The organism is Bradyrhizobium forestalis (assembly GCF_002795245.1).
GTDB lineage: Bacteria > Pseudomonadota > Alphaproteobacteria > Rhizobiales > Xanthobacteraceae > Bradyrhizobium > Bradyrhizobium forestalis.
In genome coordinates, this window is the sequence record NZ_PGVG01000007.1 from 62,531 (window position 1) to 85,597 (window position 23,067).

Genomic DNA, 23,067 nt, shown 5'->3' on the forward strand with positions numbered 1-23,067 from the left:
AAAGAGCTGGATCAGAAGACGTTGCCGGCGTTCATCGCGAGTTGCTCGACGATGGGGCCGAGCGCGAGCGCCGGGAAGAAGGTCAGGCCGCCCATGATCAGGATGACGCCGACGACGAGGCCGACGAATAGACCCCCGGTGGTCGGGAACGTGCCCATCGACGGCGGGATGGATTTCTTGGCAGCGAGCGAACCCGCGATCGCCATCGCCGGCACGATCATCAGGAAGCGGCCGACGAACATCGCGGATGCGCCCGTGAGGTTATAGAACAGGGTGTTGCCGGTCAGACCCGCGAAGGCCGAGCCGTTGTTGCCGGTCTGCGAGGAATAGGCGTAGAGCACTTCCGAGAAGCCGTGCGGACCGGCATTCGCCATCGAGGCAACGCCCGTCGGCAGCACCACCGCCACGGCCGACCAGCCCAGGATCATCAGCGGCAGGATCAGGATCGCGAGCATCGCCATCTTGACCTCGCGCGCTTCGATCTTCTTGCCGACATATTCCGGCGTGCGGCCGACCATCAGGCCCGCGACGAAGATCGCGAGGATGACGAACAGCAGCATGCCGTACATGCCGGCGCCGACGCCGCCGACGATGATCTCGCCGAGTTCGATGTTGATCAGCGGGATCATGCCGCCGAGCGCGGTGAAGCTGTCATGCATCGCATTGACGGCACCGCAGGAGGCAGCCGTGGTGACCACCGCGAACAGCGAGGAAGCGACGATGCCGAAGCGGACCTCCTTGCCCTCCATGTTGCCGCCGGTCAGGCCCAGCGCGTGCATGGTCGAGGTACCGTTGGCTTCCGCCCAATAGCAGACGCCAACGCCCGCAACGAACAGCACGCCCATCACGGCGAGGATGGCCCAGCCCTGGCGCTGGTTGCCGACCATGCGGCCGAACACGTTGGTGAGCGCGGCGCCGAGCACGAAGATCGACAGCATCTGCACGAAGTTCGACAGCGCGGTCGGATTTTCGAAGGGATGCGCGGCGTTGGCATTGAAGAAGCCGCCGCCATTGGTGCCCAGCATCTTGATCGCGACCTGCGAGGCCACCGGGCCGACCGCAATGGTCTGCTTGGCGCCCTCGAGCGTGGTCGCCTCGATATAGGGGCCTAGCGTCTGCGGCATGCCCTGCCAGACCAGGAACAGCGTGTAGACGATGCAGATCGGCAGCAGGACGTAGAGCGTGCAGCGGGTCACATCGACCCAGAAATTGCCGACGGTGCGCATGGACGCGCGGGCAAAGCCGCGGATCAGCGCCACCGCGAGCACGATGCCGGTCGCCGCCGACAGGAAATTCTGGTGCGTGAGGCCGACCATCTGGGTCAGATAGGACAGCGTGCTCTCGCCGCCGTAGTTCTGCCAGTTGGTGTTGGTGATGAAGGAGACCGCAGTGTTGAAGGACAGATCCGGGGCGACGGCGGATTGATCAGCCGGGTTGAAGGGCAGCATGGCCTGGAGCCGCATCACGCCGTAGATGATGAGGAAGCCGCCGACATGGAACAGCAGCATGGCAACCGTGTAGGTCAGCCAATGCTGCTCGCGCTTCTCGTCGACGCCGGACATCCAGTAGATGCCGGCCTCGATCGGGCGCAAGACGGGCGACAGGAACGTGCGCTCGCCGTTGAACACGCGCGTCATGTACCAGCCGAGCGGCTTGGTCAGCGCGACGACAATCGCACAATAAAGAATGATCTGGAACCAACCGATCACAGTCATGGCATTAACCCTTCAGGCATGGTGGCCGGCGCAATAGCGGCAGGAAGAGCGCAAGCAGGCCGGCGACGAGCACAGCGTCGGCCAGCAGCAATTCGACAAGCAGCAGCACGGGTCAGAACCGCTCGGGCCGCAGCAGTGCGTAGGTGAGGTAGACCAGGAGGCCGAACGAGACGGCGCCGGCAAGGGCATAGTCGAAGATCATGATCCGCTCCGTCACAGCCGTTCGCAGGCGTAGGTGTAGCCGATCGCGAGGGCGAAGAAGACGAAGCCCAGCGCCAGCATCAGAAGGTCCATCATGGCGATACTCCTCAATAGAGACGATTTCCGGCAGAGCCCGTCTCTGGATCCCATCGGGCCGCTTGCTGCGATCGAGCGCGGCGCGGCCGGGAATTTCACCGCGCTGACGTGCCACCGCGCACATAGGTTTTCGAGATGAGGCCTATGGCGACGTTATAGGAATCTCATAAAGGCCGGCACGTCGCGGCGGGGCGACCATGTGACACCGACGATCCGTTCCGAGCGGACGTATCGAGCAGCCAGCGCAGCGACGCCATTCACCCTACTTTCGCCGGCGATTGTTACGGCGGGCAACGGCCGAGGTCTTTCAAAAAGCCCTGCTTCTATAAGCTTCCACCCTCGGCGAAGACGAAAATCGAGGGACCGTCGCGCTGACCCGGAAGAATCCGTGCACTTATGAAATCCCTATATCTCCCGCCCCTTCCCCATCTCGTTTTCAAATGTCCCTCCAGCCATCTTGGGCGCGCCGGCCGACTGACCGACGCCAATTCCAGGAGGCCTGACATGATCGCCGCTCTCCGCCCACTTGATCCCCCCTCGCTCGCCGAGCGGCTGCGCAAGGCACACGCGATGACGCGGCCGCTGATGCTTGACATCATCGCTCACGCCTGCCGGCGCTTTCCCTCGCTCGGCCAGAGCGAGCGCACGGCGCGCGTCACGCGCCTGATCGATGCGGAGGCGTGGGTCGATGCCGTTCTGGCGCTGACGGAGCTCGAGCTGCCGCTCTGGCGGGTCCGCCGCATCGCCTATGACGAGGGTGAATGGCACTGCGCGCTCTCGCGCGATCGCGAACTGCCGGATTGGCTGGACGCCGCGGTCGAGGGGCGCCACGGCGACCTCGCGATTGCCCTGCTGTCGGCGTTCGTCGAGGTCCAGGCGCTGGCCATGGAATCGTCGCGACCGAGCGTTCCCTCGGTGCGCCCGGTGCTGGATCCGCTTTACGAGCCGGTCGCCTGCGACAATTTCGGCTAGCCCCCGCCCGGCGGATCGACTCCATGTCGCAAGCTCCGGACATGCCGCGCATGCCGAGCCCGTCGCGCGTGATCGCGCGCTTCGCCGTCCGCCTCGCGCTGCTCATTGGCTTTGCCGCATTCGCCAGCGTCGGGTTTGGCCGGAGCCTCGCCGCCCTGCTCTGGATGTCGATCATCCTGTGCGCGCTCGCCGGCCTCGTCAGGCGAGAACCTGCGTTCGGCGCAGCGCTCAATCACTGGGACGAAGCTGTCGCCTTCGGGGCGCTGTTCGCGCTGGTCCATATCGCCAACGGTGTGGCCTGAGCCGCCGGCTTTATGACCTTCCTATGAGATCGCTCCGCGCCCGCCCTCGAAATCATATTCGCGACTGAGGATATTGAGCACGCCGGCAAGGATGTGCGTCCGAGGCCGGCATCGTTCGGAAGGAATAAACCTGTGAAACTCGTCGAACCTCCCTCGTGCAGCTCCCCTTCAACCATCGTCTTCATCGGCAGGAATCGCCGGGGACAATGGGTTGCGCAGGAGCAGAACGGCCTCTATGGCGGCCTGTTCGTCAGCCGCGCCCAGGCCATCAAATATGCGCTGTTCGAGAACGGGCAGCATCCACAAACCATCGTCGAGCTGCCGCGCGAGATCGAGCTCGACATGGGCAAGAGCCCCAGCACCATCGTCTCGCAGAGCGCCGCCTGAGCCGGCGCCAACAGGCGAAAAACCATGCTCATCCCTCCCGCTGCCTGGTTCACCGGATTCATTCCGGACCTGCCGACCCCGTTCGACGCGGCAGATGCGATCGACCTCAAGGCGTTTGCCGCACTGTGCGAGCGACAGGTCGCGGCCGGCGCGCCCGCAATCGTGGTCTGCGAAACGGCCGGCGAGGCACCGACGCTCTCGCCGGCCGAGCAGGAGCTCGTCATTCGCACCGCGGTCGACGTCGCCCGCGGCCGCGTGCGCATCATCGCAGGCGCGGTATCGAACGCAACCAACCACGCCATCGAACTTGCCCGGCGCGCGGAAGCGGCCGGCGCCGATGCCGTCATGTCGGTCGTGCCCGCCTACAACAAGCCGATGCAGGAGGGCATGCTCGCGCATTTCCGCACCATCGCCGGTGCGATCGGGCTGCCCGTGATCCTGCACGATAATCCCTCCCGCACGCTGCGCCCGCTCGCCGACGAGACGCTTCTGCGTCTGGTCGAGTCCCGTCAGTTCGTCGGCCTGCGCGATGGGAGCGGCGACATCACCCGTCCGATGCGGCTGTCCCGCAACTTGCCGGCAGGTTTTCGCTTTCTCTCCGGCGACGACACCACCGCGGTTGGTTTCATCGCGGACGGCGGCGACGGTGCGATCTCGGAGGTCGCCAACATCGCCCCGGATCTCTGCCGCACGATCTTCTCACATCTCAGGCAGGGCCGGCTGCAATCCGCCCGTTATCTGCACAAGCGCCTGATCCCGCTCATCGCCTGTCTGTCTCGGGAAAGTCCGGCCGCGCTCAAATGCGCCCTCAACGTCCTTGGCCTGATGTCGGCCGCGACCAGGCTTCCGATTGTGCCGCTGGACGCAGCCGCGCAGAGAGGCGTGGTGCGCGCATTCGCCGCGATCGCGGACGAAGAATTGATCGACAGCGTCGGAGCCTGATGGGCCGAGGCTGTCCGGAATTTCATGCTCAATCGCGTCGATGGATCTCACAAGCTGCTCCACGCCTGGAAGCTGGCGCTGCTGCGCTTTGCCGTGACGCGGGATGAGTCCGACAGCCTCAACGTTGCAGCACTCGCGGCGGAGCTCGATCGCCTCGGCGGGCGGCGCACCGCCGACGAGACGTTCCATTTCTTCCGGCGAACCAGTTCCCAGCTCTGCGCGGCCATCGGCGGGCAGCTACAGAACGCGGCCGACATCCTGGACCGTTTCTGCAAGCAGATCGAGGCGCCGCGGCTCCGCCTCGCCTTTGCCGCAGCGGCCGGAATCACGCATTCGGATCCCGCGCCGTCTCGATCCGCCCGACCGAAGCGGAACCCGGATCTCTTCAGAGGGCTGCCGGCGCGAGGATCGGCGTCTTTATGACATTCCTATGCGGGCGCGCCGGCGCTCATCTCGCAATCCTACGCAACGATCGACATCATAAGCGGCAGATTGGCGCGGCCCTCTCGCCGCGCCAAGGACGAGGACTTCCGCAATGTCGATCCTGACACATGGCTTTGACCGGCCCTTCGGGGCCAAACGCCCGGCGCGCATCTCCGAAGCGCGCAAGGCCCAGCTCAAGCGCGTCGCGCTCCAAGCGCTTGGCCTGCTCTCGATGGGCAGCGTGCTCACCGCGCTGATTGCGCTGAGAACCGCAATCCATGTCTGGCATCTCCCCGCCTGACCGGCGGTGTTTCCGGCCGAGACCTTCGAGCTCGACGTCGAGAGCCAGGGCAATCCGCTGGTCGCGCTGGCGGCACGATGGCTGGGCGGGGTGAAGCGGCGTCTGGCACGCCTTGCAAGGTAACGACATGGTCGAGCTCAAGATCATCATCCTCGTCGCATTGATGGGTGCGTTGCTGCTCGGCATGCGCCTCACTGCGAACCCGGCCTCGGACGCCTAGCATGCAACCCTTCAAGGGATCGCTGGAGCAGGCCATGCGCGTGGCGATCGACCGCGAGCTGACCATGGCTGCCTACGAGGCGAGCAACCGCGCCCGCAGCGCGGTCGCGATGCCCGGTTAGGCCGCGTCGCCTGCGGAAAAGGCCTGCCCGATCTGGCGCAGTTTCACGGAACCGTGTAGAGCGGTTTCATGAGCACCAGCAGCGTCAACGTCGTCACCCACCCCCTGGTCCAGCACAAGCTCTCCCTGATGCGGGAGAAGGACCGCTCGACCAAGAGCTTTCGCGAGATCCTGAACGAGATCGGGATGCTGCTCTGCTACGAGGTGACGCGCGACCTGCCGCTGGAGCTGGTCGAGATCGAGACGCCGATCGCGCCAATGCAGGCGCCGAAGATCGCCGGCAAGAAGCTCACGCTGGCGCCGATCCTGCGCGCCGGCGTCGGCTTCCTCGACGGCATGCTGGCGTTGATGCCTTCGGCGCGCATCGCCCATATCGGGCTCTACCGCGACCCCGAGACGTTGCAGGCCGTGGAATATTACTTCAAGGCACCGCAGGACCTGTCCGACCGCACCGTGATCCTGATGGACCCGATGCTGGCAACCGGCAACTCGGCCTGCGCCGGCGCCTCCCTGCTCAAGGCGCGCGGCGCCCGCGACATCCGTTTCGTCTGCCTGCTGGCGGCGCCCGAAGGCATCGCGCAGTTCCAAAGCGAGCATCCCGACGTGCCGATCTGGACCGCCGCGATCGACGAACGGCTCAACGACCACGGCTATATCGTGCCGGGCCTGGGCGATGCCGGCGACCGGATGTTCGGCACGAAGTAGACAGGTTTGCGCAAGCGGGTTACTCCGGTTGGCATGAGCGCCAACGACTTTTCGCTGCAATCGCTGATCCGGATCGAGACCGCCGCCGATCCTGCCTTCGTATTCGACGGCACGCCCGTCTCTCGCGCGGAATTCTCGACAAAGGTCGGGCAGACCGCCGCCTGGCTCGCGGCCCAGGGCATCGGCAAGGGCGACGTCGTCGCCGTCTGGCTGGTCAACCGGGTCGAATGGCTCGCACTGCTGTTCGCCGCCGCACGGCTCGGCGCGGTCGTCGCCGCCGTCAATACGCGCTACCGCAGCGCGGAAGTCGCGCATCTGCTCAAGCTGTCCGGTGCGAAGCTCATGGTGGTCGAGGCCGCATTCCGCTCGATCGATTTTGCCACCATCCTCGCCGACGTCGCCAAGGCCGAGGTGCCGGCGCTGCAACAGCTTGCCGTGATCGGCGCGGATGCGATCCCGGCGCACTGGCCCTGCGTGCGGTTCGATGCGTTCGAGAAGCCCTATCCACCGGCTCCGCCGACCGAGGATGACGTCGACCTGCCCGTGCTGCTCTACACGACGTCGGGCACCACCAAGGGACCAAAACTCGTCGCGCATTCGCAGCGGACGCTGTCGACGCACGCCGCCTCCGTCGCCCATGCGCTCCAACTCGATCACCGGCGTCATTCGCTGCTGGCGATGCTGCCGTTCTGCGGTACCTTCGGCATGACGAGCCTGCTCGGCTTCATCGCAGCTGGCGCGACCATCCATGTGCTCGACGCCTTCGAAGCCGCGCCGGCCCTGAAGATTCTCAGCGAGCACGGGATCACACATTCCTTCGGCTCGGACGAGATGTTCCGCCGCATCCTTGTGCTCACCGATGCGCCACGCCCATTTCCACATCTCGAAGTCTGCGGCTTCGCCGCATTCCAGCCCGGCTGGCGCGAATTGGCAGCGGAGGCCGAGGCGCGCGGCATCAAGCTGTTCGGCCTCTACGGCTCGAGCGAGGTGCAGGCGCTGTTCTCGATCGGCCGCGCCGGTGATGCCTTCGCCGATCGCATCGAGGGCGGCGGCTGGCCGATGTCGCCCAACGCAAAGGTCCGCGTGCGCGATGTCGAGACCGGCGAGCTTGCGCCCCAAGGCGTCTCCGGCGAGATCGAGATCAGCGCGCCGTCACGCTTCCTCGGCTACTTCAACAATCCCGCGGCAACGCGCGAGGCGATCACCGCCGACGGGTTCTTCCGCACCGGCGACATCGGCCGGCTGCGCGGCGACGGCTCCTTCGTTTACGAGACGCGCGCCGGCGATGCGATGCGGCTCGGCGGTTTCCTGGTCGCGCCCGGCGAAATCGAGGACGAGCTCAAATCCTGCGCCGGTGTCGCCGACGCCCAGGTCGTCGCGGTCGATCTCAAAGGCCAGGCGCGCTGCGTCGCCTTCGTGATCCCGGCTGGAGAGCCACCGCGACAGGACGCGCTGACCGCCCATCTGCGCGAACGGCTCGCCAGCTACAAGGTGCCGGCGCGGATCTATGTGGTGGACACCTTCCCCGTCACCGACAGTGCCAACGGCGTCAAGATCCAGCGCGCCAGGCTTCGTGACATCGCGTTGGAACGGATCGCCGCCGAATAGGCCGGCCTGTCCGATCTAGCCTGCGCAGCCGCGAAGCTGCGCCGACAACGCGTCGCGGTGCTCGGGCGCCGCGATCGCGATCATGCGGCGCGCACGCTCGGCAAGACCACAACCGCGCAGCTCCGCAACACCCCATTCGGTGAGGATGGCATCGACATCGGCACGGGGCGTCGTCACCGTCTCGACATTGGCGACGATCCGGCTGGTCCCGTCGGAAGCCGTCGCCGGCAGCGCGATGATCGCCCTGCCTCCGCTCGATGCATTGGCGCCGCGCACGAAATCGAGCTGGCCGCCGATCGCGCCGATCGCAACGCCGTTCAGCATCTCGGAATTGACGCTGCCGTCGAGCCCGGCCTGGAGCGCCGAGTTGATCGCGACCAGCCGGTTGATCCTTGCCAGCACATTCTGAGCGTGCGTGTAGGACGTCGGCCGCACCGCGACCTGCCGGTTCTGATGCACGAAGCGGTAGAGCCGTTGGGTCCCGATCACCTGGTTGGTGACCGTGGTCCCGGGATCGATCCCCTTCTCCGCATTCGTCACCACGCCGCGCTCGATCAGATCGACGACGGCATCGTTGATCAGGCCGGAATGGATGCCGAGATTGCGCGCATGCGTCAGCGACGAGAGGATGGCGTCCGGAATCCGGCCGACGCCAAACTGCAAGGTGCTGCCGTCGGCGATCAAACTCGCGGCATGCGCGGCGATACGATGGGAGACGTCGTCAAGCGGAGCCGATGCCAGTTCGACCGGCGGGCGGCGCGCGGCGACGCGCATATGGATCGGCACCGGCCATTCCGCCCCGAATGTAAAGGGCGCATCCGGATTGATCTCGGCGATGACGAGACGCGCGCCGCGCGCGGCATCGATGACGTAGTCGTTCGAAAGACTGGCGCTCAAGCAACCGTTACCAGCCTCCGCGAGTTGCACCAGAACGACATCGGCGTTGTGGCTGCCTGCGGCAAAACCGGCACAGAAGGCGCTGTAATTGCTCGGGATGACGTCGAGCCGCCCGGCCCTGGCAAGCCGCCGCGCATTGCCGATCACGCCATAGCTCTGGAACGCCACGTTGGGTGCGCGGCCAGCCGAGAACGTATCCGAAAAGATCGGCCCGACCATCATCCGAAAAGGCGGCAGCTGCGCCGCCTGCGCCATCAGCGCTTCGGTCAGGGTGACCGGCTCCGCCGTCGCCTGCCCGCACAGCACGAGATCGCCCTCACGGATCAGACCGGAGAAATCGATCTGCGGCGAGCCCCCGGACATTTCCGCCTCAGCCCATCGGGGTGAGGCGCGCGGAGGACTCACCGAGCAGCGTGCGCAGCTCCGTCTTCACGATCTTGCCATAACTGTTCTTCGGCAGCTCACTGATGATGTAGTAATGCTTCGGCCGCTTGAAGCGCGCGATCCACGCATTGCACATCTGGTCGAGCTCGTCTCGCGTCACCGCCCTGCCCGCGGCGGGAACGACAATGGCCACGACCTCCTCGCCCCATTCCGGATGCGGCCGGCCGATCACCGAGACCTCCGCCACGGCCTCATGCCGCAGCAGCACCTCCTCGACCTCGCGCGGATAGATGTTGGTGCCGCCGGAGATGATGACGTCCTTGGAGCGATCCTTCAGCGTGAGGAAGCCGTCCGCATCGAAGGCGCCCATGTCGCCGGTATAGAGCCAGCCATCGCGCAGCGTGTTCGCGGTGGCGTCCGGGTTCTGCCAGTAGCCGGACATGACGGTATCGCCACGCACAATGATCTCGCCGATCTCATCCGCCGCAACATCGCATCCCGTCTCGTCCACGGTACGCACCTGCACGACGCCTTGGGCGATGCCGACTGAGGCAAGGCGCTCCTCGTAACGCGGATGCCCGGTATCGACATGCATGAATTTCGGCAGGTACGTGATGGTCATCGGCGTCTCGCCCTGACCATAGATCTGCGCGAATTTCGGCCCGAACACGCCGAGCGCCGCCTTGCAATCGGCGAGATACATGGGGCCGCCGCCATAGATGATGGTCTTGAGCCCCGGCGCGGTCGCGCCAGCAGCTTCCGCCGCAACGGTCAGGCGCCGCACCATGGTGGGCGCAGCGAAGAAGGAGATGCTCTCGCGCTTTGCCGTCAGCTCGAGGATCTCATCGGGCTCGAAGCGGCCGCTCTCCGGAATGATCTGCGCTCCCATGCCGAGCACATGCGGCACCATGTAGAGGAGCGCCAGCGCCTCCGACGCGATATTCGCCATGTCCTCGGTCACGAAGACGAGTGCGGCGCCGGAATTTTCGAGAATAAAGGCGACCTCACGCGGATGCAGTTTTGCGTTGATGGGAACGGCGACCAGTCCGGCATGCCAGCAGGCATAGAGGCAGGCGACATAGTCCGGCACGTTCTTCATCAGCAGTGCAACGCGGTCGCCTCTGGCGAGGCCAAGGCGCTGTTGCAGCGATGCGGCGAGCGACGCCACCGTCGCGGCAAGCCGGCCGTAATTGGCGACCGGCGTCAATCCCTTGAACAGCGCCGGTGCGGACGCGTTGGCCTTGGCGGCACGCAGCAGATGATGAGCGAGGTTCATGGCGATCCTCCCCGAGCGCTGAGCCTAGTACGATTTGGCCAGCCCCAGCACCTTTTCCGCGATGAAGCTGAGCGCGAGCTGCGGGCTGACCGGCGCGATGCGCGGGATCAGCACCTCGCGCAAATAGCGTTCGACATGGAATTCCTTGGCATAGCCGAAGCCGCCATGGGTCATCACCGCCTGCTCGCAGGCCGAGAAGCCGGCTTCGCCCGCGAGATATTTCGCGGCATTGGCCGCAGCGCCGCACGGCATGCCCTTGTCGTATTGCCAGGCCGCCGACATCACCATCAACCAGGCGGCCTCGAGCTCGACCCAGTTCACCGCGAGCGGATGCTGAATGCCTTGATTCTTGCCGATCGGCCGGTTGAACACGACGCGCGTCTTGGCGTATTCGGTCGCGCGTGACAGCGCGAGCTTGCCGAGACCGACCGCTTCGGCGGCAATCAGGATGCGCTCGGGGTTCATGCCTTCGAGGATGTACTGGAAGCCCTTGCCTTCCTCGCCGATCCGATCCTCCATCGGAATTTCAAAGTCCTCGAAGAAGAGCTCGTTGGAATCGACGATCTTGCGGCCCATCTTCTCGATCTCGTGGACCTTGATCCTGTTGCGGTCGAAATCGGTGTAGAACAGGCTGAGCCCGTGGGTGGGCGAGCGCACCTCTTCCAGCGGCGTGGTGCGCGCCAGCAGCAGGATCTTGTGCGCGACCTGCGCGGTCGAGATCCACACTTTCTGGCCGTTGACGATGTAGCGGTCGTTCTTGGCGACAGCGCGGGTCTTGAGCTGCGTGGTGTTGAGGCCGGTGTTGGGCTCGGTCACGGCAAAGCACGCCTTCTCGCGGCCCTCGACCATCGGCGGCAGCATGCGCTTGCGTTGCTCCTCGGTGCCGAACACCACGACCGGATTGAGGCCGAACACGTTGATGTGCACCGCGGAGGCGCCGGACATGCCGGCGCCCGATTCCGCGATCGTGCGCATCATGATCGCGGCTTCGGTGATGCCGAGGCCGGAGCCGCCATATTCCTCCGGCACGCAGATGCCGAGCCAGCCGGCGTCGGCCAGCGCCTTGTGGAAATCGTGCGGGAAACCGCCGTCGTGGTCCTTCTTCAGCCAGTAGGCATCCGGAAAGCCTTCGCAGATCTTGGCGATGGCGTCGCGAATGGCTTCCTGCTGATCGGTGAGCGCGAAATCCATGTTTGTTGATCTCCTTCTTGGGAGCCGCCAGCTCCGATCTTAGCGCCCCATCTGCGAGGGCAGCCAGAGAATGATCGAGGGGAACGCCACCAGGATCGCGATCGCGATCAGATGTGCGACGAAGTGCGGGAAGGTGCCGTGGAACACCTCCGCCACCGGCCGCTTGGCGTAGCGGGCGACGATGAAGCAATTGAGCCCGACCGGAGGCGTGATCATGCCGACCTCCGCGGTGACGATCTTGATGACGCCGAACCAGATCGGGTCGAAGCCGAGCGTTTTGATCAGCGGCAGCACGATCGGCACGGTCAGCACCAGGATTGCGATCTGGTCCATGAAGGAGCCGAGCACGATGTAGCCGAACAGGATCAGCGTGATGATGATCCAGCGCGAAGTCTGCAGCGAGCCGACCCAGGCGACGAGGTCCTGGGTCACATGCGTGAGGGTGAAGAAGTAGCCGAAGATCGAGGCACCGACGAGGATCGTCACGATCATGCAGGTGCCGTGGCAGGCGCTGAGCAGGGCCTTGTAGAGTGACCCGGGCGTGACCTTGCCCTTGGCGATGGCAAGCAGCAGCGCACCCGCCGCGCCGAGAGCCGAGGCCTCGGTCGGCGTCGCCACGCCGAGATAGATGGTGCCGGTGACGAGCGAGAACAGGAGCGCCATTGGGCCGACCTGCCAGAGCAGCGAAAACCGCTCGCGCCAGGAGACCGGCTCGACGCGCGGGGCCCGCGACGGGTCCTGCCAAACCAGGAAATAGATCGTTGCCATGATGGTGGCGGTCACGAGCATGGCCGGAATGATGCCGCCGATCAGGAGCTGTCCGATATTGACCTCGGCGAGCAGGCCGAAGATCACCAGCGCCACGCTGGGCGGGATCAGCATGGCGAGCGTCCCCGAGATCGCGACGACGCCGGCCGCCATCTTGGGCTCGTAGCCCTGGCGGATCATCGCCGGGAGACTTGTCGACGACAGCGTCGCAGCCGATGCCGTCGAGGTGCCGCAGATCGCACCAAAGCCGGCGCCGGCGAGCGCCGTTGCCATGCCGAGCCCGCCGGGGATGCGGCCGACCCAGGCGGACGCCGTCTTGAACATGTCGTCGGCGACGCCCGACAGCAGCACGAGATCCGCCATCAGCAGGAACATCGGGATCGTGATCAATTCGTAGGACGAAACCGTCGAAAGCGGCGCCGTCTGAAGAATGCCGAACAGCGTGCCGGTGCCGCCCACCATGAGGAGGCCGACCGAGCCGGCAAATCCCATGGCGAATCCGACCGGCGTGCCGATCGCAAGCAGGACAAAAAGCAGTCCGAGCACGAGGATGACCGTCATCGATGCCGCCGTTATTCGAAGGAGTGGGCTTCGCCGGTCTCGTTGACAGGCGGCAAAGGAAAGAGGTCTCGCCCGGAGACGAGACTGAGCAGATGACCGACGAGCTGCAGCGCCAGCCGCAGCACCAGCACGCCGCAGCCGAACGGCACCAGCGCGGCCGAGATCCAGGTCGGCCACGGAATGGCGCCGGCAAGCACGTCGTGCTGCTCGTAATTCTCCAGCGCGCGCTCGAACCCGACCTTGCAGATCAGGGCGAACACGAACAGGCCGGTGAGCGCGGTGGCGACTTCCGACAACCGGCGTCCCGCCGGCGGAAAGCGCGAGAGCAGGATGTCGACGCCGACATGCGCATTGACGCGCAGGGTGTCCGACAGCGTCAGGAAGAACACGGCGGCGAGGAGATAGAGCCCGATCAGGTCATAGGTGAAGGAGAACGGACTGTTGAGGACGTAACGCATGAACACGTCGGCGACCACCAGCCCCATGATCGCGAACAGAGAGATCGCTGCGATCACCGTCAGCGCACGCTCCAGCACGCCGAGCACATCCGCTGCCCGCTTGATCATCCCGGGTCTCCCTTTCCGCCTCGATCGCAACGCTACTTCGCCCCGCCGGCAGCAAGCAGGCTCTCGAACTCCTTGAGCGTTGCGGAAGCCTGCTTGCCGCGGCTGTCCAACCCGGCCGCCCATTCCTGCGCAACGCCCTTGAGCTTCTCCTTCATCTCCGCGCGCGTGGCATCGGGAAGCGCCGTGAAGTTGATGCCCTGGTCCTTCATCTTCTGCCGCGTCACGTCCTGCTCCTTGTCGACCTCGGCACAGGCCTTCGGCGTGATCGCTTCCGACGCCTCGTTCATTGCCTTCTTCACGTCGTCAGGCAGCTTGTCCCAGACCGACTGATTGATCGAGTAGGCAACGATGAAGCTGCCGAAGCTGACGCCTTCGGTCGCATGTTTGACGAGCTTGTCCAGGCCGTAGGCGACGACGCTGTCCATGGGGAAGAGCAGCCCGTCCATGGTGCCGCGCGACAGCGATTCATAGGCATCGGGCGCAGCCATGCGCACCGGCACCGCGCCGAGCGTGCGCACGGTCAGATCCTGCGCACCACCGGTGGTGCGCAGCTTCAATCCCTGCATGTCCTTGATGGTCTCGACCTTCTGCTTGGCGGTCCATACCTGATAGGGCGGCAGCACCACGGCCATCAGCAGCTTGATCTTGTTGGGGGCATATTCCTGCTTGGCCAAAATGCCTTCGCGCGCAGCCTTCCAGTAGGCGAGCGTGCCCTGGCAACTCGTCTCGAACGCGCCCGGCAATTGCGCGACCTCCGAGAGCGGCATCTTGTCCGAGACATAGGACGGCCCGATGTAGCCGATGTCGACCACGCCGGACTGAGTGAGGCGCAACATATCGGTGGCCTTGCCGATCTGCTGGTTCGGATAGTGGGTGAAAGTGACGGCGCCGTTGCTGCGCTTGCTGACGTCGTCCATCCAAGGCTTGAGCATCAGGCGAACGAGATAGTGGTCGGCGGGAAAGCTATCGGCGACCTTCAGCTCCAGCGCCTGCGCCGAACGCGTCGCAACCAACAGCGAGAGTGCGAGCGCTGCTGCGGCCCAGACCTGATTTCTCTTCATTGGTTTCTCCTTGACGCGTCCTCTCGCTGAAGGCGGGCAATCAATTGCTGCCAGCCATTCCGCCGCCACGTTTTGCTTGAGGAAAATGTACATATATGTGAATTTATATGTCAAGTATATGAACAATGCATGCAGCTATGCACTCCCGCACGGAGCTGCCGAATTGACACCCATGCTTTCTGAACTCTAACTCCACCTATATGAACATCTCACCGAGGGCTCATGGGACCGCTCGCCGGCATCACCATTCTCGACCTGACCTCCGTGCTGATGGGCCCTTACGGCACCCAGGTGCTGGCCGACATGGGGGCCGATGTCATCAAGGTCGAAAGCCCCGAGGGTGATATCGTCCGCCAGATCGGCCCGGGCCGCACCCCCGGCATGGGCGGCATGTTCCTCAATGCCAATCGCGGCAAGCGCAGCATCGTGCTCGACCTCAAGAAGGCGGAAGGCCGCGAGGCGCTGCTGCGGCTGGCGAGGGGCGCCAACGCGCTGGTCTATAATGTGCGCCCGCAAGCGATGGCGCGGCTCGGCCTCGACTACGAGACGCTTGCCGCGATCAATCCTGCGCTCGTCTATGTCGGTGCGTTCGGCTACGGACAGTCCGGCCCCTATGCGGCAAAGCCCGCCTACGACGATTTGATTCAGGGCGCGGCCACCGTCCCGACGTTGCTCGCAGCCGCTGGCGACGGCACGCCGCGCTACGTCCCCGTCACCATCGCCGACCGCATCGTCGGCCTGATGATGGTCAACGCGATTCTGGGCGGGTTGATGCACCAGCAGCGCACCGGCGTCGGCCAGCGCATCGACGTGCCGATGTTCGAATCGATGACGGAGTTCGTTCTGGTCGATCACCTCGGCGGCCTCACCTATGATCCGCCGCTCGATCACGGCGGCTACGCCCGCCTGCTCTCGCGCTATCGCCGTCCCTACAAGACCAGCGACGGTTATCTCTGCGTGCTCATCTACAACGACAAGCACTGGCGCAGCTTCTTCGAGGCGATCGGGCAGCCGCATTTCCTCGATCAGCCGCGCTTCGCCAACCATGCCGCGCGCACCAGGCACATCGACGAGATCTACGCGGAGATCGGCCAGATTTTCCTGACGCGCACGACCGCGGAGTGGCGCGATCTGCTGGAACGCGCCGACATTCCGGTGATGCCGATGCATACGCTGGAGACGATTTTGGACGATCCGCATCTCAAGGCCGTCGACTTCTTCAGAACGGTGGACCACCCCGTGGAAGGCCGCATCCGGCAGATGCGCGTGCCCTCGACCTGGAGCGTGACCCAGCCGGAACCTGCCGGGCCGGCTCCTGCGCTCGGCGAACATGGCCGCGACATCTTGCGCGAGGCCGGCTTCTCGGCGGACGAGATCGAACAGCTGGCGCAACAGAAAGCAGTTCACCTGGCCGCGCCGCCCTAGCGGCAGCGGGGCCAAAATCGCAACAACAGGGAGGAAACCGCGATGGCCGGACTTTATTTCGAGGACTTTTCCGTAGGCCAGGAGTTCAGGCATCCCCTGACCCGGACCGTCACGGAGATGGACAACACCATGTTCAGCCTGCTGACGCTCAATCCGCAGCCGCTGCACATCGACGCGCATTTCGCCGAAAAGACCGAGTTCGGCCAGCGCATTTTCAACAGCCTTTACACCCTCGGCATCATGATCGGCATGACGGTCTATGATACGACCTTGGGAACCACCGTCGCCAATCTCGGCATGACCGACGTCACGTTTCCAAAGCCGGTCTTCCATGGCGACACGTTGCGGGCCACGACAAAGGTGCTCTCGGTGCGGGAATCCAAATCGCGGCCCAAGGCCGGCATCGTCGAGTTTGAGCACCATGCCCTGAACCAGAACGACGAGATCGTCGGCAAATGCCGCCGCATGGCGATGATGCACAAGAGGCCGGTCTGATGCGTTCGATGCTGTTCGTGCCGGGCGATTCCCCGCGCAAATTCGAGAAGGCGAGCGAAGGCAAGGCCGACGCGCTGATCATCGATCTCGAGGACTCCGTCGTCACCGAGAAGAAGGCGGAAGCGCGCGAGCTGACGCTGGCGATGCTGAAGAGCCGCCCCGGCCAGCATCAGCTCTATGTCCGGGTCAATGCGCTGGATACCGGCATGACGCTCGCCGATCTCGCCGCGGTGATGCCGGGCCGGCCCGACGGCATCGTGCTGCCGAAATCGCAAGGCGGCGACGACGTGCGGCAGGTCGCGACCTGGCTCGAAGCTTTGGAAGCCGCGTCCGGCATCACGGTTGGTTCGACCCGCATCGTCTGCGTCGCGACCGAAACGGCCAGCTCGATCTTCGGGCTCGGCAGCTACAAGGGCTGCTCTCCTCGCCTCACCGGCCTGATGTGGGGCGCTGAGGATCTCTCGGCCTCGCTCGGCGCCACCGAGAAATCGAGCGGCGGCGTGTTTCACAGCCCCTATCGCCTCGCGCGCGATCTCTGCCTGATGGCGGCGGCCGCGGCCGAGGGCGCGCCGATCGACACCGTCTACACCGACATCGACAATCTCGCCGGCCTCGAGCAGGAAACGCGCGCCGCGCGGCGCGACGGCTTTTCGGCGAAGGCGTTGATTCACCCCAAGCACGTCGACATCGTCAACGCGGCCTTCGAGCCGACGGACGCCGAACGGACATGGGCTGAGAAGGTGATCGCGGCGTTCGCGAGCAATCCCAATTCCGGCACGCTGCGGCTCGACGGCCAGATGATCGACAAGCCGCACCTTCGCGCCGCGCAGAAGATTCTCGGCCAGCCCTAGGAAGCAGGACGCAAAGCCCGCCATGATCGTTCGCCAAGCCGCAAACGTCCTGGAGATCATGGAATTCTTCGCGCAAACGAAGAAGCCGGCGACGCTTGCCGAGATCGCCGATCATTTCGGCTGGCCGCGCTCCTCGACCTTCAACCTGCTCGCGACGCTGTCGGAGAAGGGCTATCTCTATGAGCCGCGGCCGCGCGCCGGCTTCTATCCGACGCCGCGATGGCTCGCGATGGCGCGGATGATCTCGGAAGTCGAGCCGCTGCCGCCCTGGACCCATCAGCTGATTGCCGATCTCTCCGCCGAGACCGGCGAAACCGCATCCATCGTGGCGCCGGCCGGCGTGATGGCGGTGTTCATCGACGTCGTCGAATCCCAGGCCGCGATCCGCTATTTCGCGACCATCGGCCATCGCGTGCCGATCCACGCCACCGCCAGCGGCCGCGCGCTGCTGCTGCAATATTCGCAAGAAGAGCGCGACTCGGTCTATCGCAAGATCGAGTTCAAGCAGTACGGCCCCTCGACGCCGATCAGCATCGAGGCCGTCGAGACCGAGTTGCGCAACTCGATCGCGCGCGGCTATTGCCAGAGTTTTGCAGATTACAGCCGCGATCTCGCCGGCGCCGCGATTCCCTTGCCGATCGGCGACCGCCGCCTCTCGGTCGTCGTCGCCGGCCCGGAATTCCGCATTGGCCCCAAGGTCGGCGAGGTCGCCGCGTTGATCGCGCGCACCGTCGATCGGCTGCGCCCGAAGGCGTCGGCTTGAAACAGCGGTCTCAGTCGAATCCCTGAATGGGCGGCGTCGAGGTCTGCGCGGGGGGAGCAGGCGCGGCTTGGACGGGCGCGGCTTGAACCGGCGGGGCCGGATTGCCGACAGCTCTCATCTGGCCGTTGGCTGCCATCGCCTCGCGCGTGCGCGACGGGCCGCCGGTCGCGGCAGCGCGGCGCGGCGGCTGCCGATGCCTTGCCGACTGCGAACCTCTCATGCCCCAGGAGCGGGCGATCGAAGGTCCGGCCGTGTAGCCGATCAAGGCTCCGGCGACCGCACCGACCGGGCCCAGCACGACCGCGCCGGATACCGCGCCGAGCGCCGCGTCGCCCGCGCGCTCCTGCGCAACCGCGCTCGCGGGCACGCAGGCCAGCATTGCGACAGCAGTGATCAGAGCTTTGTTCATCGGAGCGCCTCCCTCACGGGAATTCACTCGTTCTCAAATATGGCCGCAGGAAGTTCGCTTGCCGGCCAACAAAAGGCAATCGCTGGCGGAACCCGGCGATAGAGCAACGATGGCCCCCTCCCAGCGAGCGGCATGGCAATGCATTTGGGAGCGGGTTCCTTGTGGCCATCCTTCGAGACGCCCGCTTTGGGCGGGCTCCTCAGGATGAGGGCGGTACGCGTGGCAGCAGCTTCAACGTAGACAGTGCTGCTTAGCCTCATCCTGAGCCCCCAGCGCCGAAAGCGGGCGCTGCACATGGAACCATGAACCACCTGCGAGACGTCGTCTGACAGGTGGTTCATGGAGAGGAGACCGCTGGAAGCGGTCGTCTCGAAGGACGAGGCGCGCGCTCGAGGTCAGCCCCAAGAGTCAAATGCAATCGCGCCACCGCGTGGGGCGAGGCGATGGCCGCTACACGATCTTGATCGACATGTCGGGCAGGCCCTCGAGCTTGCACAACAGCACGTCGCCACGCGCGACCGGACCGACATTCTCCGGCGTGCCAGAATAGATGATGTCGCCGGCTTTGAGCTCGAACGCTTCCGACAGCTTCGCGATCTGCTCGGCCACGCTCCAGATCATCTTGCTGAGATCCGAGTTCTGCCGCACGGTGCCGTTGACGGCCAGCGAGATTGCGCCCTTCTCGAAATGACCGGTCTTGCTCGCCGGGTGAATCGGGCCGAGCACCGCGGCGTGGTCAAAGCTCTTGCCGATCTCCCAGGGTTTCTTCTCGGCGGCCATGCCGTTCTGGAGATCGCGCCGGGTCATGTCGAGGCCGAGGGCGTAACCATAGACGTGGTCGAGCGCCTTATCGACCGGGATATTGGTGCCGCCGGACTTCAACGCGGCGACCAGCTCGACCTCGTGATGATAGTTCTTGGTCAGCGACGGATAGGGATGATCGGCGACCTCGCCGATCGCGACGTTCTGGATCGCGTCGGTCGGCTTCTGGAAGAAGAACGGCGGCTCGCGGTTCGGATCCGAGCCGCGCTCGATCGCATGTGCCGCATAGTTGCGCCCGATGCAGTAGATGCGGCGAACCTGAAACACCTGGGTCTCGCCGACGATCGGGATCGTCACCATCGGCACCGCAAATATCGGCTTGGGTCCGGCCTGCGCCGCGGCCGGTGCGACCTCGGCCATCGAAACAGCGGCGGCCGCCGCAGCGGCTCCGAGCAGATCACGTCGCGTGGGTGAGGTCCTTTTCATCTCCGGTGCTCCCTTTGTCTTTCCTTGGGCAGCGTCATGCGCGCCGATCCGGCTGATAGTCGATATTTGGTGTACCAGCAACACTGATGGACGCAGCGAGTTGGACCACGGCGCAGCCTGTTTTTGCGCCACACCGGCCGGCGGCGACGGCGAGGTGAAATGGAGATAGAATTGTCGATTTAGGCAGGGCCGCTGATCGCCCCTTAAGCATTCGGACCGCAGTGCGCATGAAGAAACACCGAGCCGCGCATGATGGCCAAGGATCCCGAACGTGCCGGACCGCTCACACGGCAGGCGCGACGCTGATTGCGCTGATCGCCGTCGCAACTTCATGCGCGGTGCGCGCCAGCGACGGGACCATCGCGGCGGCGGAATTGAAGGCGCTCGGAACGGTCGACGCGCGCTTTCAATCCTACAACATCGAGATGGTGGAGGTGACGGGTGGACGGTTCTGGAAGCCGTATCCGCGCACGGAGCGCGCGCCCGACCCGCACGATCGCTACAGTTACAGGCCGCCGATCGATCTTGCCAATGCGCGCCTGCGCCTGCTCGCCGCCGCCTTGTCGCCAGCCTATGTGCGCGTGAGCGGCACCTGGGCCAATGCGACGTTCTTCGCCGAGGCGCCGGGAGAGCCGCCGTCGGGATTCAACTCCGTGCTCAGCCGAGCGCAGTGGCGCGGCGTCGTGGAGTTCGCGCGTGCGGTCAATGCGGAGATCGTCACCTCGTTCGCAATCAGTCCCGGCAGCCGCGATGCCAGCGGCATATGGAAGCCGGATCAGGCGCAGCAGCTGGTCGATACCACGCGCGCGCTGGGCAACCGCATCGCCGCGGCCGAATTCATGAACGAGCCGTCGTACGCAGCGACCAACGGTGCACCGGCGGGCTATGACGCAGCCGCCTATGGCCGCGACTTCAAGGTCTTTCGCGACTGGATGCGCCGCGCCACGCCGGAGACGCTGATCCTCGGCCCAGGCTCGGCCGGCGGCCCATCAGGCTTCGCCATCACGACACGCGATCTGCTCGCCGCATCCGGTCCCGGCCTCGATCGTTTCTCATATCACCATTACAACACGGTCTCGCCACGCTGCGGCGGACACGATGATCCGGCGCAGGCGCTCTCGGAGGAATGGCTGGCGCGCACGGATGCGACACTCAGGACCTACCAGGCCCTGCGCGACGCATTCGAGCCGGCCAAGCCGATCTGGCTGACCGAGGCGGCTGATGCGGCCTGCGGCGGCGGCCGATGGGACCAGACCTTTCTCGACACGTTCCGCTATCTCGACCAGCTCGGACGTCTGGCGAGGGCCGGCGTCCAGGTGGTGATGCACAACACGCTGGCCGCCAGCGATTACGGCCTGCTCGACGAAACGACGTTCCGGCCGCGGCCGAGTTACTGGGCTGCGCTGCTCTGGCGCCGGCTGATGGGAACGGTCGTGCTCGACGCAGGCCAACCTGCTCCGCGCGATCTCCATCTCTATGCGCATTGCCATCCAACGATGGCAGGTGCGGTGTCACTGCTCGCAATCAACACGTCACGCCGCGCACCGCAGGCGCTGACGCTATCGGATTCGGTCGAGCGATACACGCTGCACGCGGCGCGGCTGCAGGGCACGACCGTGCAGTTGAACGGCAAGGCGCTCGCGCTGTCCGCCGATGGCAGGCTGCCCCGGCTCGAGCCACGCGCAATACCGGCGGGAGCTGTCCGGCTCGCGCCGGCAAGCATCACCTTCCTGATGTTTCCGAAGGCCGCAAATCCCGCCTGCTTGTCGCGACGCTCAGGCCTTTAGCGAATGCCGCGCCGTCTCTGGCGCCATCAGCGTCGCGACGATCGTAATGATCGACAGCGCGATGATGTAGACCGACACCGCCCAGTACGAGCCGGCCCATGCCAGCAGCGCAGCCGCGATCAGCGGCGAGAAGCCGCCGCTCAACGCCGCCGCGACGTTGGCGCCGAGCGAGGCACCGCTGTAGCGCACCTGGGTGCGGAACAGCTCCGGCATGAACGCGGCCTTCGGCCCGAACAGCAGCGCATGGGTGAGCGTCATCGTGACGACGAGCGCGAGCGTGATCAGCGCCGGCTCCCTGGTGTCGAGGAACCAGAACAGCGGAAAGGCCAGCGCAACCGAGAAGACGCCGCCGGCGAGATACAGCGCCTTGCGTCCGAAGATGTCGGACAGCCAGCCTGCCAGCGGCAAGGTCGCGAATTCGACGATCGCGGCATAGACCACGGCATCCAGGATCACCTGGCGTGGCAGGCCGAGCTTGGTCGTCGCGTAAACCACCGTGAACACGGTGAGGAGATAAGCGAGCCCAACCTCCGACACCGTGATGCCGATCGCCAGCAGAAAGCTGCGCCAGTCGCGGCGCAGCACTTCGAGGGCCGGCTGCGCCAGCACCTCCTTGCGTTCGACGATCTCCTTGAAGTGAGGCGTCTCCGCGAGCTTGAGCCGCACGATGAAGCCGATCCCGACGAGCAGAATGCTGATCAGAAACGGCACGCGCCAGCCCCAGCTGAGGAAGTCCGCCTCGGGCAGCTTCGTCATAAGGCCGAAGATGCCGGTGGAGGCGGCGACGCCGACGGGAAAGCCGACCTGCACCAGGCTGCCGTAGAAGCCGCGGCGATTGCCGGCGTGCTCGATCACCATCACCACCGCACCGCTCCACTCGCCTCCGAGCCCGATGCCCTGAATGAAACGGAGGATAACGAGCAGGATCGGGGCCCAGACGCCGATTTGGCTGTAGGTCGGCAGGCAGCCGATCAGGAAGGTGCCGAGCCCCATCGCGATCATGGTCGCAACCAGCATGGTCTTGCGGCCGAGCCGGTCGCCGTAATGCCCAATGATCGCGCCGCCGATCGGCCGCGCGACGAAGCCGACCGCGTAGGTCGAGAACGCCGCCAGCGTGCCGACGAAGGGATCGAAGCTCGGGAAGAACAGCTTGTTGAAGACCAGCGCTGCCGCCGTGCCGTAGATCAGGAAATCATACCACTCGATGGCGGTGCCGAGCGCACTCGCCCACACCACATGCGCCGTCGTCGATCTCTCCGCGGAAGCGGAGACCCCCATTGCTGTCGTCATGCCCTGCCCCAAGAATTCCAGAGGGCATCATGGCCAATCGCTATGACGGTTGCAACCTGCCCGCGCACTTGGTCGCGCTCGTGCCCCGGACGCTGCGCAGCAC

At 65.3% G+C, this 23,067-nt stretch carries 23 protein-coding genes and 1 pseudogene; 13 read left to right on the plus strand and 11 right to left on the minus strand.

Translation table 11 applies throughout. From position 1 onward, the window contains the following. Nucleotides 1-11 precede the first annotated feature (11 nt). Nucleotides 12-1,715 carry a potassium-transporting ATPase subunit KdpA gene (kdpA, locus tag CVM73_RS10755; protein WP_100231984.1) on the minus strand — a complete coding sequence of 568 codons (1,704 nt, stop codon included), beginning with the start codon at nt 1,713-1,715 and terminating at the stop codon, nt 12-14. Nucleotides 1,716-1,827: 112 nt separating this feature from the next. Then, a complete protein-coding gene (locus CVM73_RS10760; protein WP_018641117.1) occupies nt 1,828-1,917 on the minus strand; it encodes a K(+)-transporting ATPase subunit F in 90 nt (29 codons plus the stop codon). Nucleotides 1,918-2,516: 599 nt separating this feature from the next. Between CVM73_RS10760 and CVM73_RS10765 the strand changes: the two genes are divergently transcribed. From CVM73_RS10765 to CVM73_RS10800, 8 genes are all read left to right on the plus strand, one after another. Further along, nucleotides 2,517-2,984 carry a hypothetical protein gene (locus CVM73_RS10765; RefSeq protein WP_167406765.1) on the plus strand — a complete coding sequence of 156 codons (468 nt, stop codon included), beginning with the start codon at nt 2,517-2,519 and terminating at the stop codon, nt 2,982-2,984. Nucleotides 2,985-3,007: 23 nt separating this feature from the next. Further along, complete coding sequence (locus CVM73_RS10770; RefSeq protein WP_167406766.1) at nt 3,008-3,286, plus strand: hypothetical protein; 279 nt, start codon at nt 3,008-3,010, stop codon at nt 3,284-3,286. A gap of 132 nt (nt 3,287-3,418) precedes the next feature. Then, on the plus strand, nt 3,419-3,673 hold the full coding sequence (locus tag CVM73_RS10775; protein WP_167406767.1) for a hypothetical protein: 255 nt from the start codon (nt 3,419-3,421) through the stop codon (nt 3,671-3,673). A gap of 24 nt (nt 3,674-3,697) precedes the next feature. Beyond that, complete coding sequence (gene dapA, locus CVM73_RS10780) at nt 3,698-4,615, plus strand: 4-hydroxy-tetrahydrodipicolinate synthase (protein WP_100231987.1); 918 nt, start codon at nt 3,698-3,700, stop codon at nt 4,613-4,615. Between the two features lie 24 nt (nt 4,616-4,639). Then, the gene (locus CVM73_RS10785) at nt 4,640-5,038 is read left to right on the plus strand and encodes a hypothetical protein (protein ID WP_100231988.1); all 399 of its coding nucleotides are present in this window, start codon (nt 4,640-4,642) and stop codon (nt 5,036-5,038) included. A 112-nt stretch (nt 5,039-5,150) separates the two neighbouring features. Further along, complete coding sequence (locus CVM73_RS10790) at nt 5,151-5,339, plus strand: hypothetical protein (RefSeq protein ID WP_100231989.1); 189 nt, start codon at nt 5,151-5,153, stop codon at nt 5,337-5,339. 409 nt (nt 5,340-5,748) lie between these two features. Then, complete coding sequence (upp, locus tag CVM73_RS10795; protein ID WP_100231990.1) at nt 5,749-6,384, plus strand: uracil phosphoribosyltransferase; 636 nt, start codon at nt 5,749-5,751, stop codon at nt 6,382-6,384. A 33-nt stretch (nt 6,385-6,417) separates the two neighbouring features. After that, nucleotides 6,418-7,992, plus strand: a complete 1,575-nt coding sequence (locus tag CVM73_RS10800; protein ID WP_100231991.1) for an AMP-binding protein — start codon at nt 6,418-6,420, stop codon at nt 7,990-7,992. A 15-nt stretch (nt 7,993-8,007) separates the two neighbouring features. Here CVM73_RS10800 and CVM73_RS10805 read toward each other — a convergent pair whose 3' ends face one another. From CVM73_RS10805 to CVM73_RS10830, 6 genes are read right to left on the minus strand one after another with little or no spacing between them, the layout of a single operon-like run. Then, a complete protein-coding gene (locus CVM73_RS10805) occupies nt 8,008-9,252 on the minus strand; it encodes an acetyl-CoA hydrolase/transferase family protein (RefSeq protein ID WP_100231992.1) in 1,245 nt (414 codons plus the stop codon). Nucleotides 9,253-9,259: 7 nt separating this feature from the next. Further along, complete coding sequence (locus CVM73_RS10810) at nt 9,260-10,549, minus strand: class I adenylate-forming enzyme family protein (protein WP_100231993.1); 1,290 nt, start codon at nt 10,547-10,549, stop codon at nt 9,260-9,262. Between the two features lie 24 nt (nt 10,550-10,573). Continuing rightward, on the minus strand, nt 10,574-11,740 hold the full coding sequence (locus CVM73_RS10815; RefSeq protein ID WP_100231994.1) for an acyl-CoA dehydrogenase family protein: 1,167 nt from the start codon (nt 11,738-11,740) through the stop codon (nt 10,574-10,576). A gap of 39 nt (nt 11,741-11,779) precedes the next feature. Next, complete coding sequence (locus CVM73_RS10820) at nt 11,780-13,069, minus strand: TRAP transporter large permease (RefSeq protein WP_100231995.1); 1,290 nt, start codon at nt 13,067-13,069, stop codon at nt 11,780-11,782. A gap of 11 nt (nt 13,070-13,080) precedes the next feature. Then, the gene (locus tag CVM73_RS10825; RefSeq protein WP_100231996.1) at nt 13,081-13,635 is read right to left on the minus strand and encodes a TRAP transporter small permease; all 555 of its coding nucleotides are present in this window, start codon (nt 13,633-13,635) and stop codon (nt 13,081-13,083) included. Nucleotides 13,636-13,667: 32 nt separating this feature from the next. After that, a complete protein-coding gene (locus CVM73_RS10830; RefSeq protein WP_100232153.1) occupies nt 13,668-14,696 on the minus strand; it encodes a TRAP transporter substrate-binding protein in 1,029 nt (342 codons plus the stop codon). A gap of 222 nt (nt 14,697-14,918) precedes the next feature. Between CVM73_RS10830 and CVM73_RS10835 the strand changes: the two genes are divergently transcribed. The 4 genes and pseudogenes from CVM73_RS10835 (at nt 14,919) to CVM73_RS10850 (ending at nt 18,230) form a co-directional block, all read left to right on the plus strand. Next, nucleotides 14,919-16,121 carry a CaiB/BaiF CoA transferase family protein gene (locus CVM73_RS10835; RefSeq protein WP_100231997.1) on the plus strand — a complete coding sequence of 401 codons (1,203 nt, stop codon included), beginning with the start codon at nt 14,919-14,921 and terminating at the stop codon, nt 16,119-16,121. Nucleotides 16,122-16,148: 27 nt separating this feature from the next. Beyond that, nucleotides 16,149-16,616 (plus strand): annotated as a pseudogene (locus tag CVM73_RS10840) (MaoC family dehydratase); the annotation flags it as partial. Beyond that, nucleotides 16,616-17,467, plus strand: a complete 852-nt coding sequence (locus tag CVM73_RS10845; protein WP_167406768.1) for an HpcH/HpaI aldolase/citrate lyase family protein — start codon at nt 16,616-16,618, stop codon at nt 17,465-17,467. The pseudogene CVM73_RS10840 and the gene CVM73_RS10845, both read left to right, overlap by 1 nt. A 22-nt stretch (nt 17,468-17,489) precedes the next feature. Further along, entirely contained in the window at nt 17,490-18,230 is a 741-nt protein-coding gene (locus tag CVM73_RS10850; RefSeq protein ID WP_100232000.1) for an IclR family transcriptional regulator, read from the plus strand. A gap of 10 nt (nt 18,231-18,240) precedes the next feature. On the opposite strand, the gene CVM73_RS10855 is transcribed toward CVM73_RS10850, so the two are convergent. Further along, nucleotides 18,241-18,639, minus strand: a complete 399-nt coding sequence (locus CVM73_RS10855; protein ID WP_167406769.1) for a hypothetical protein — start codon at nt 18,637-18,639, stop codon at nt 18,241-18,243. A gap of 450 nt (nt 18,640-19,089) precedes the next feature. Further along, nucleotides 19,090-19,887, minus strand: coding sequence for a fumarylacetoacetate hydrolase family protein (locus tag CVM73_RS10860; RefSeq protein WP_100232002.1), 798 nt, complete (start codon nt 19,885-19,887; stop codon nt 19,090-19,092). Nucleotides 19,888-20,114: 227 nt separating this feature from the next. Here CVM73_RS10860 and CVM73_RS10865 point away from each other — a divergent pair, with 227 nt between their 5' ends. Continuing rightward, nucleotides 20,115-21,674, plus strand: a complete 1,560-nt coding sequence (locus CVM73_RS10865; RefSeq protein WP_100232003.1) for a glycosyl hydrolase family 79 N-terminal domain-containing protein — start codon at nt 20,115-20,117, stop codon at nt 21,672-21,674. Here CVM73_RS10865 and CVM73_RS10870 read toward each other — a convergent pair. Beyond that, on the minus strand, nt 21,663-22,964 hold the full coding sequence (locus tag CVM73_RS10870; protein ID WP_100232004.1) for an MFS transporter: 1,302 nt from the start codon (nt 22,962-22,964) through the stop codon (nt 21,663-21,665). The genes CVM73_RS10865 and CVM73_RS10870 overlap by 12 nt on opposite strands. Nucleotides 22,965-23,067 lie beyond the last annotated feature (103 nt).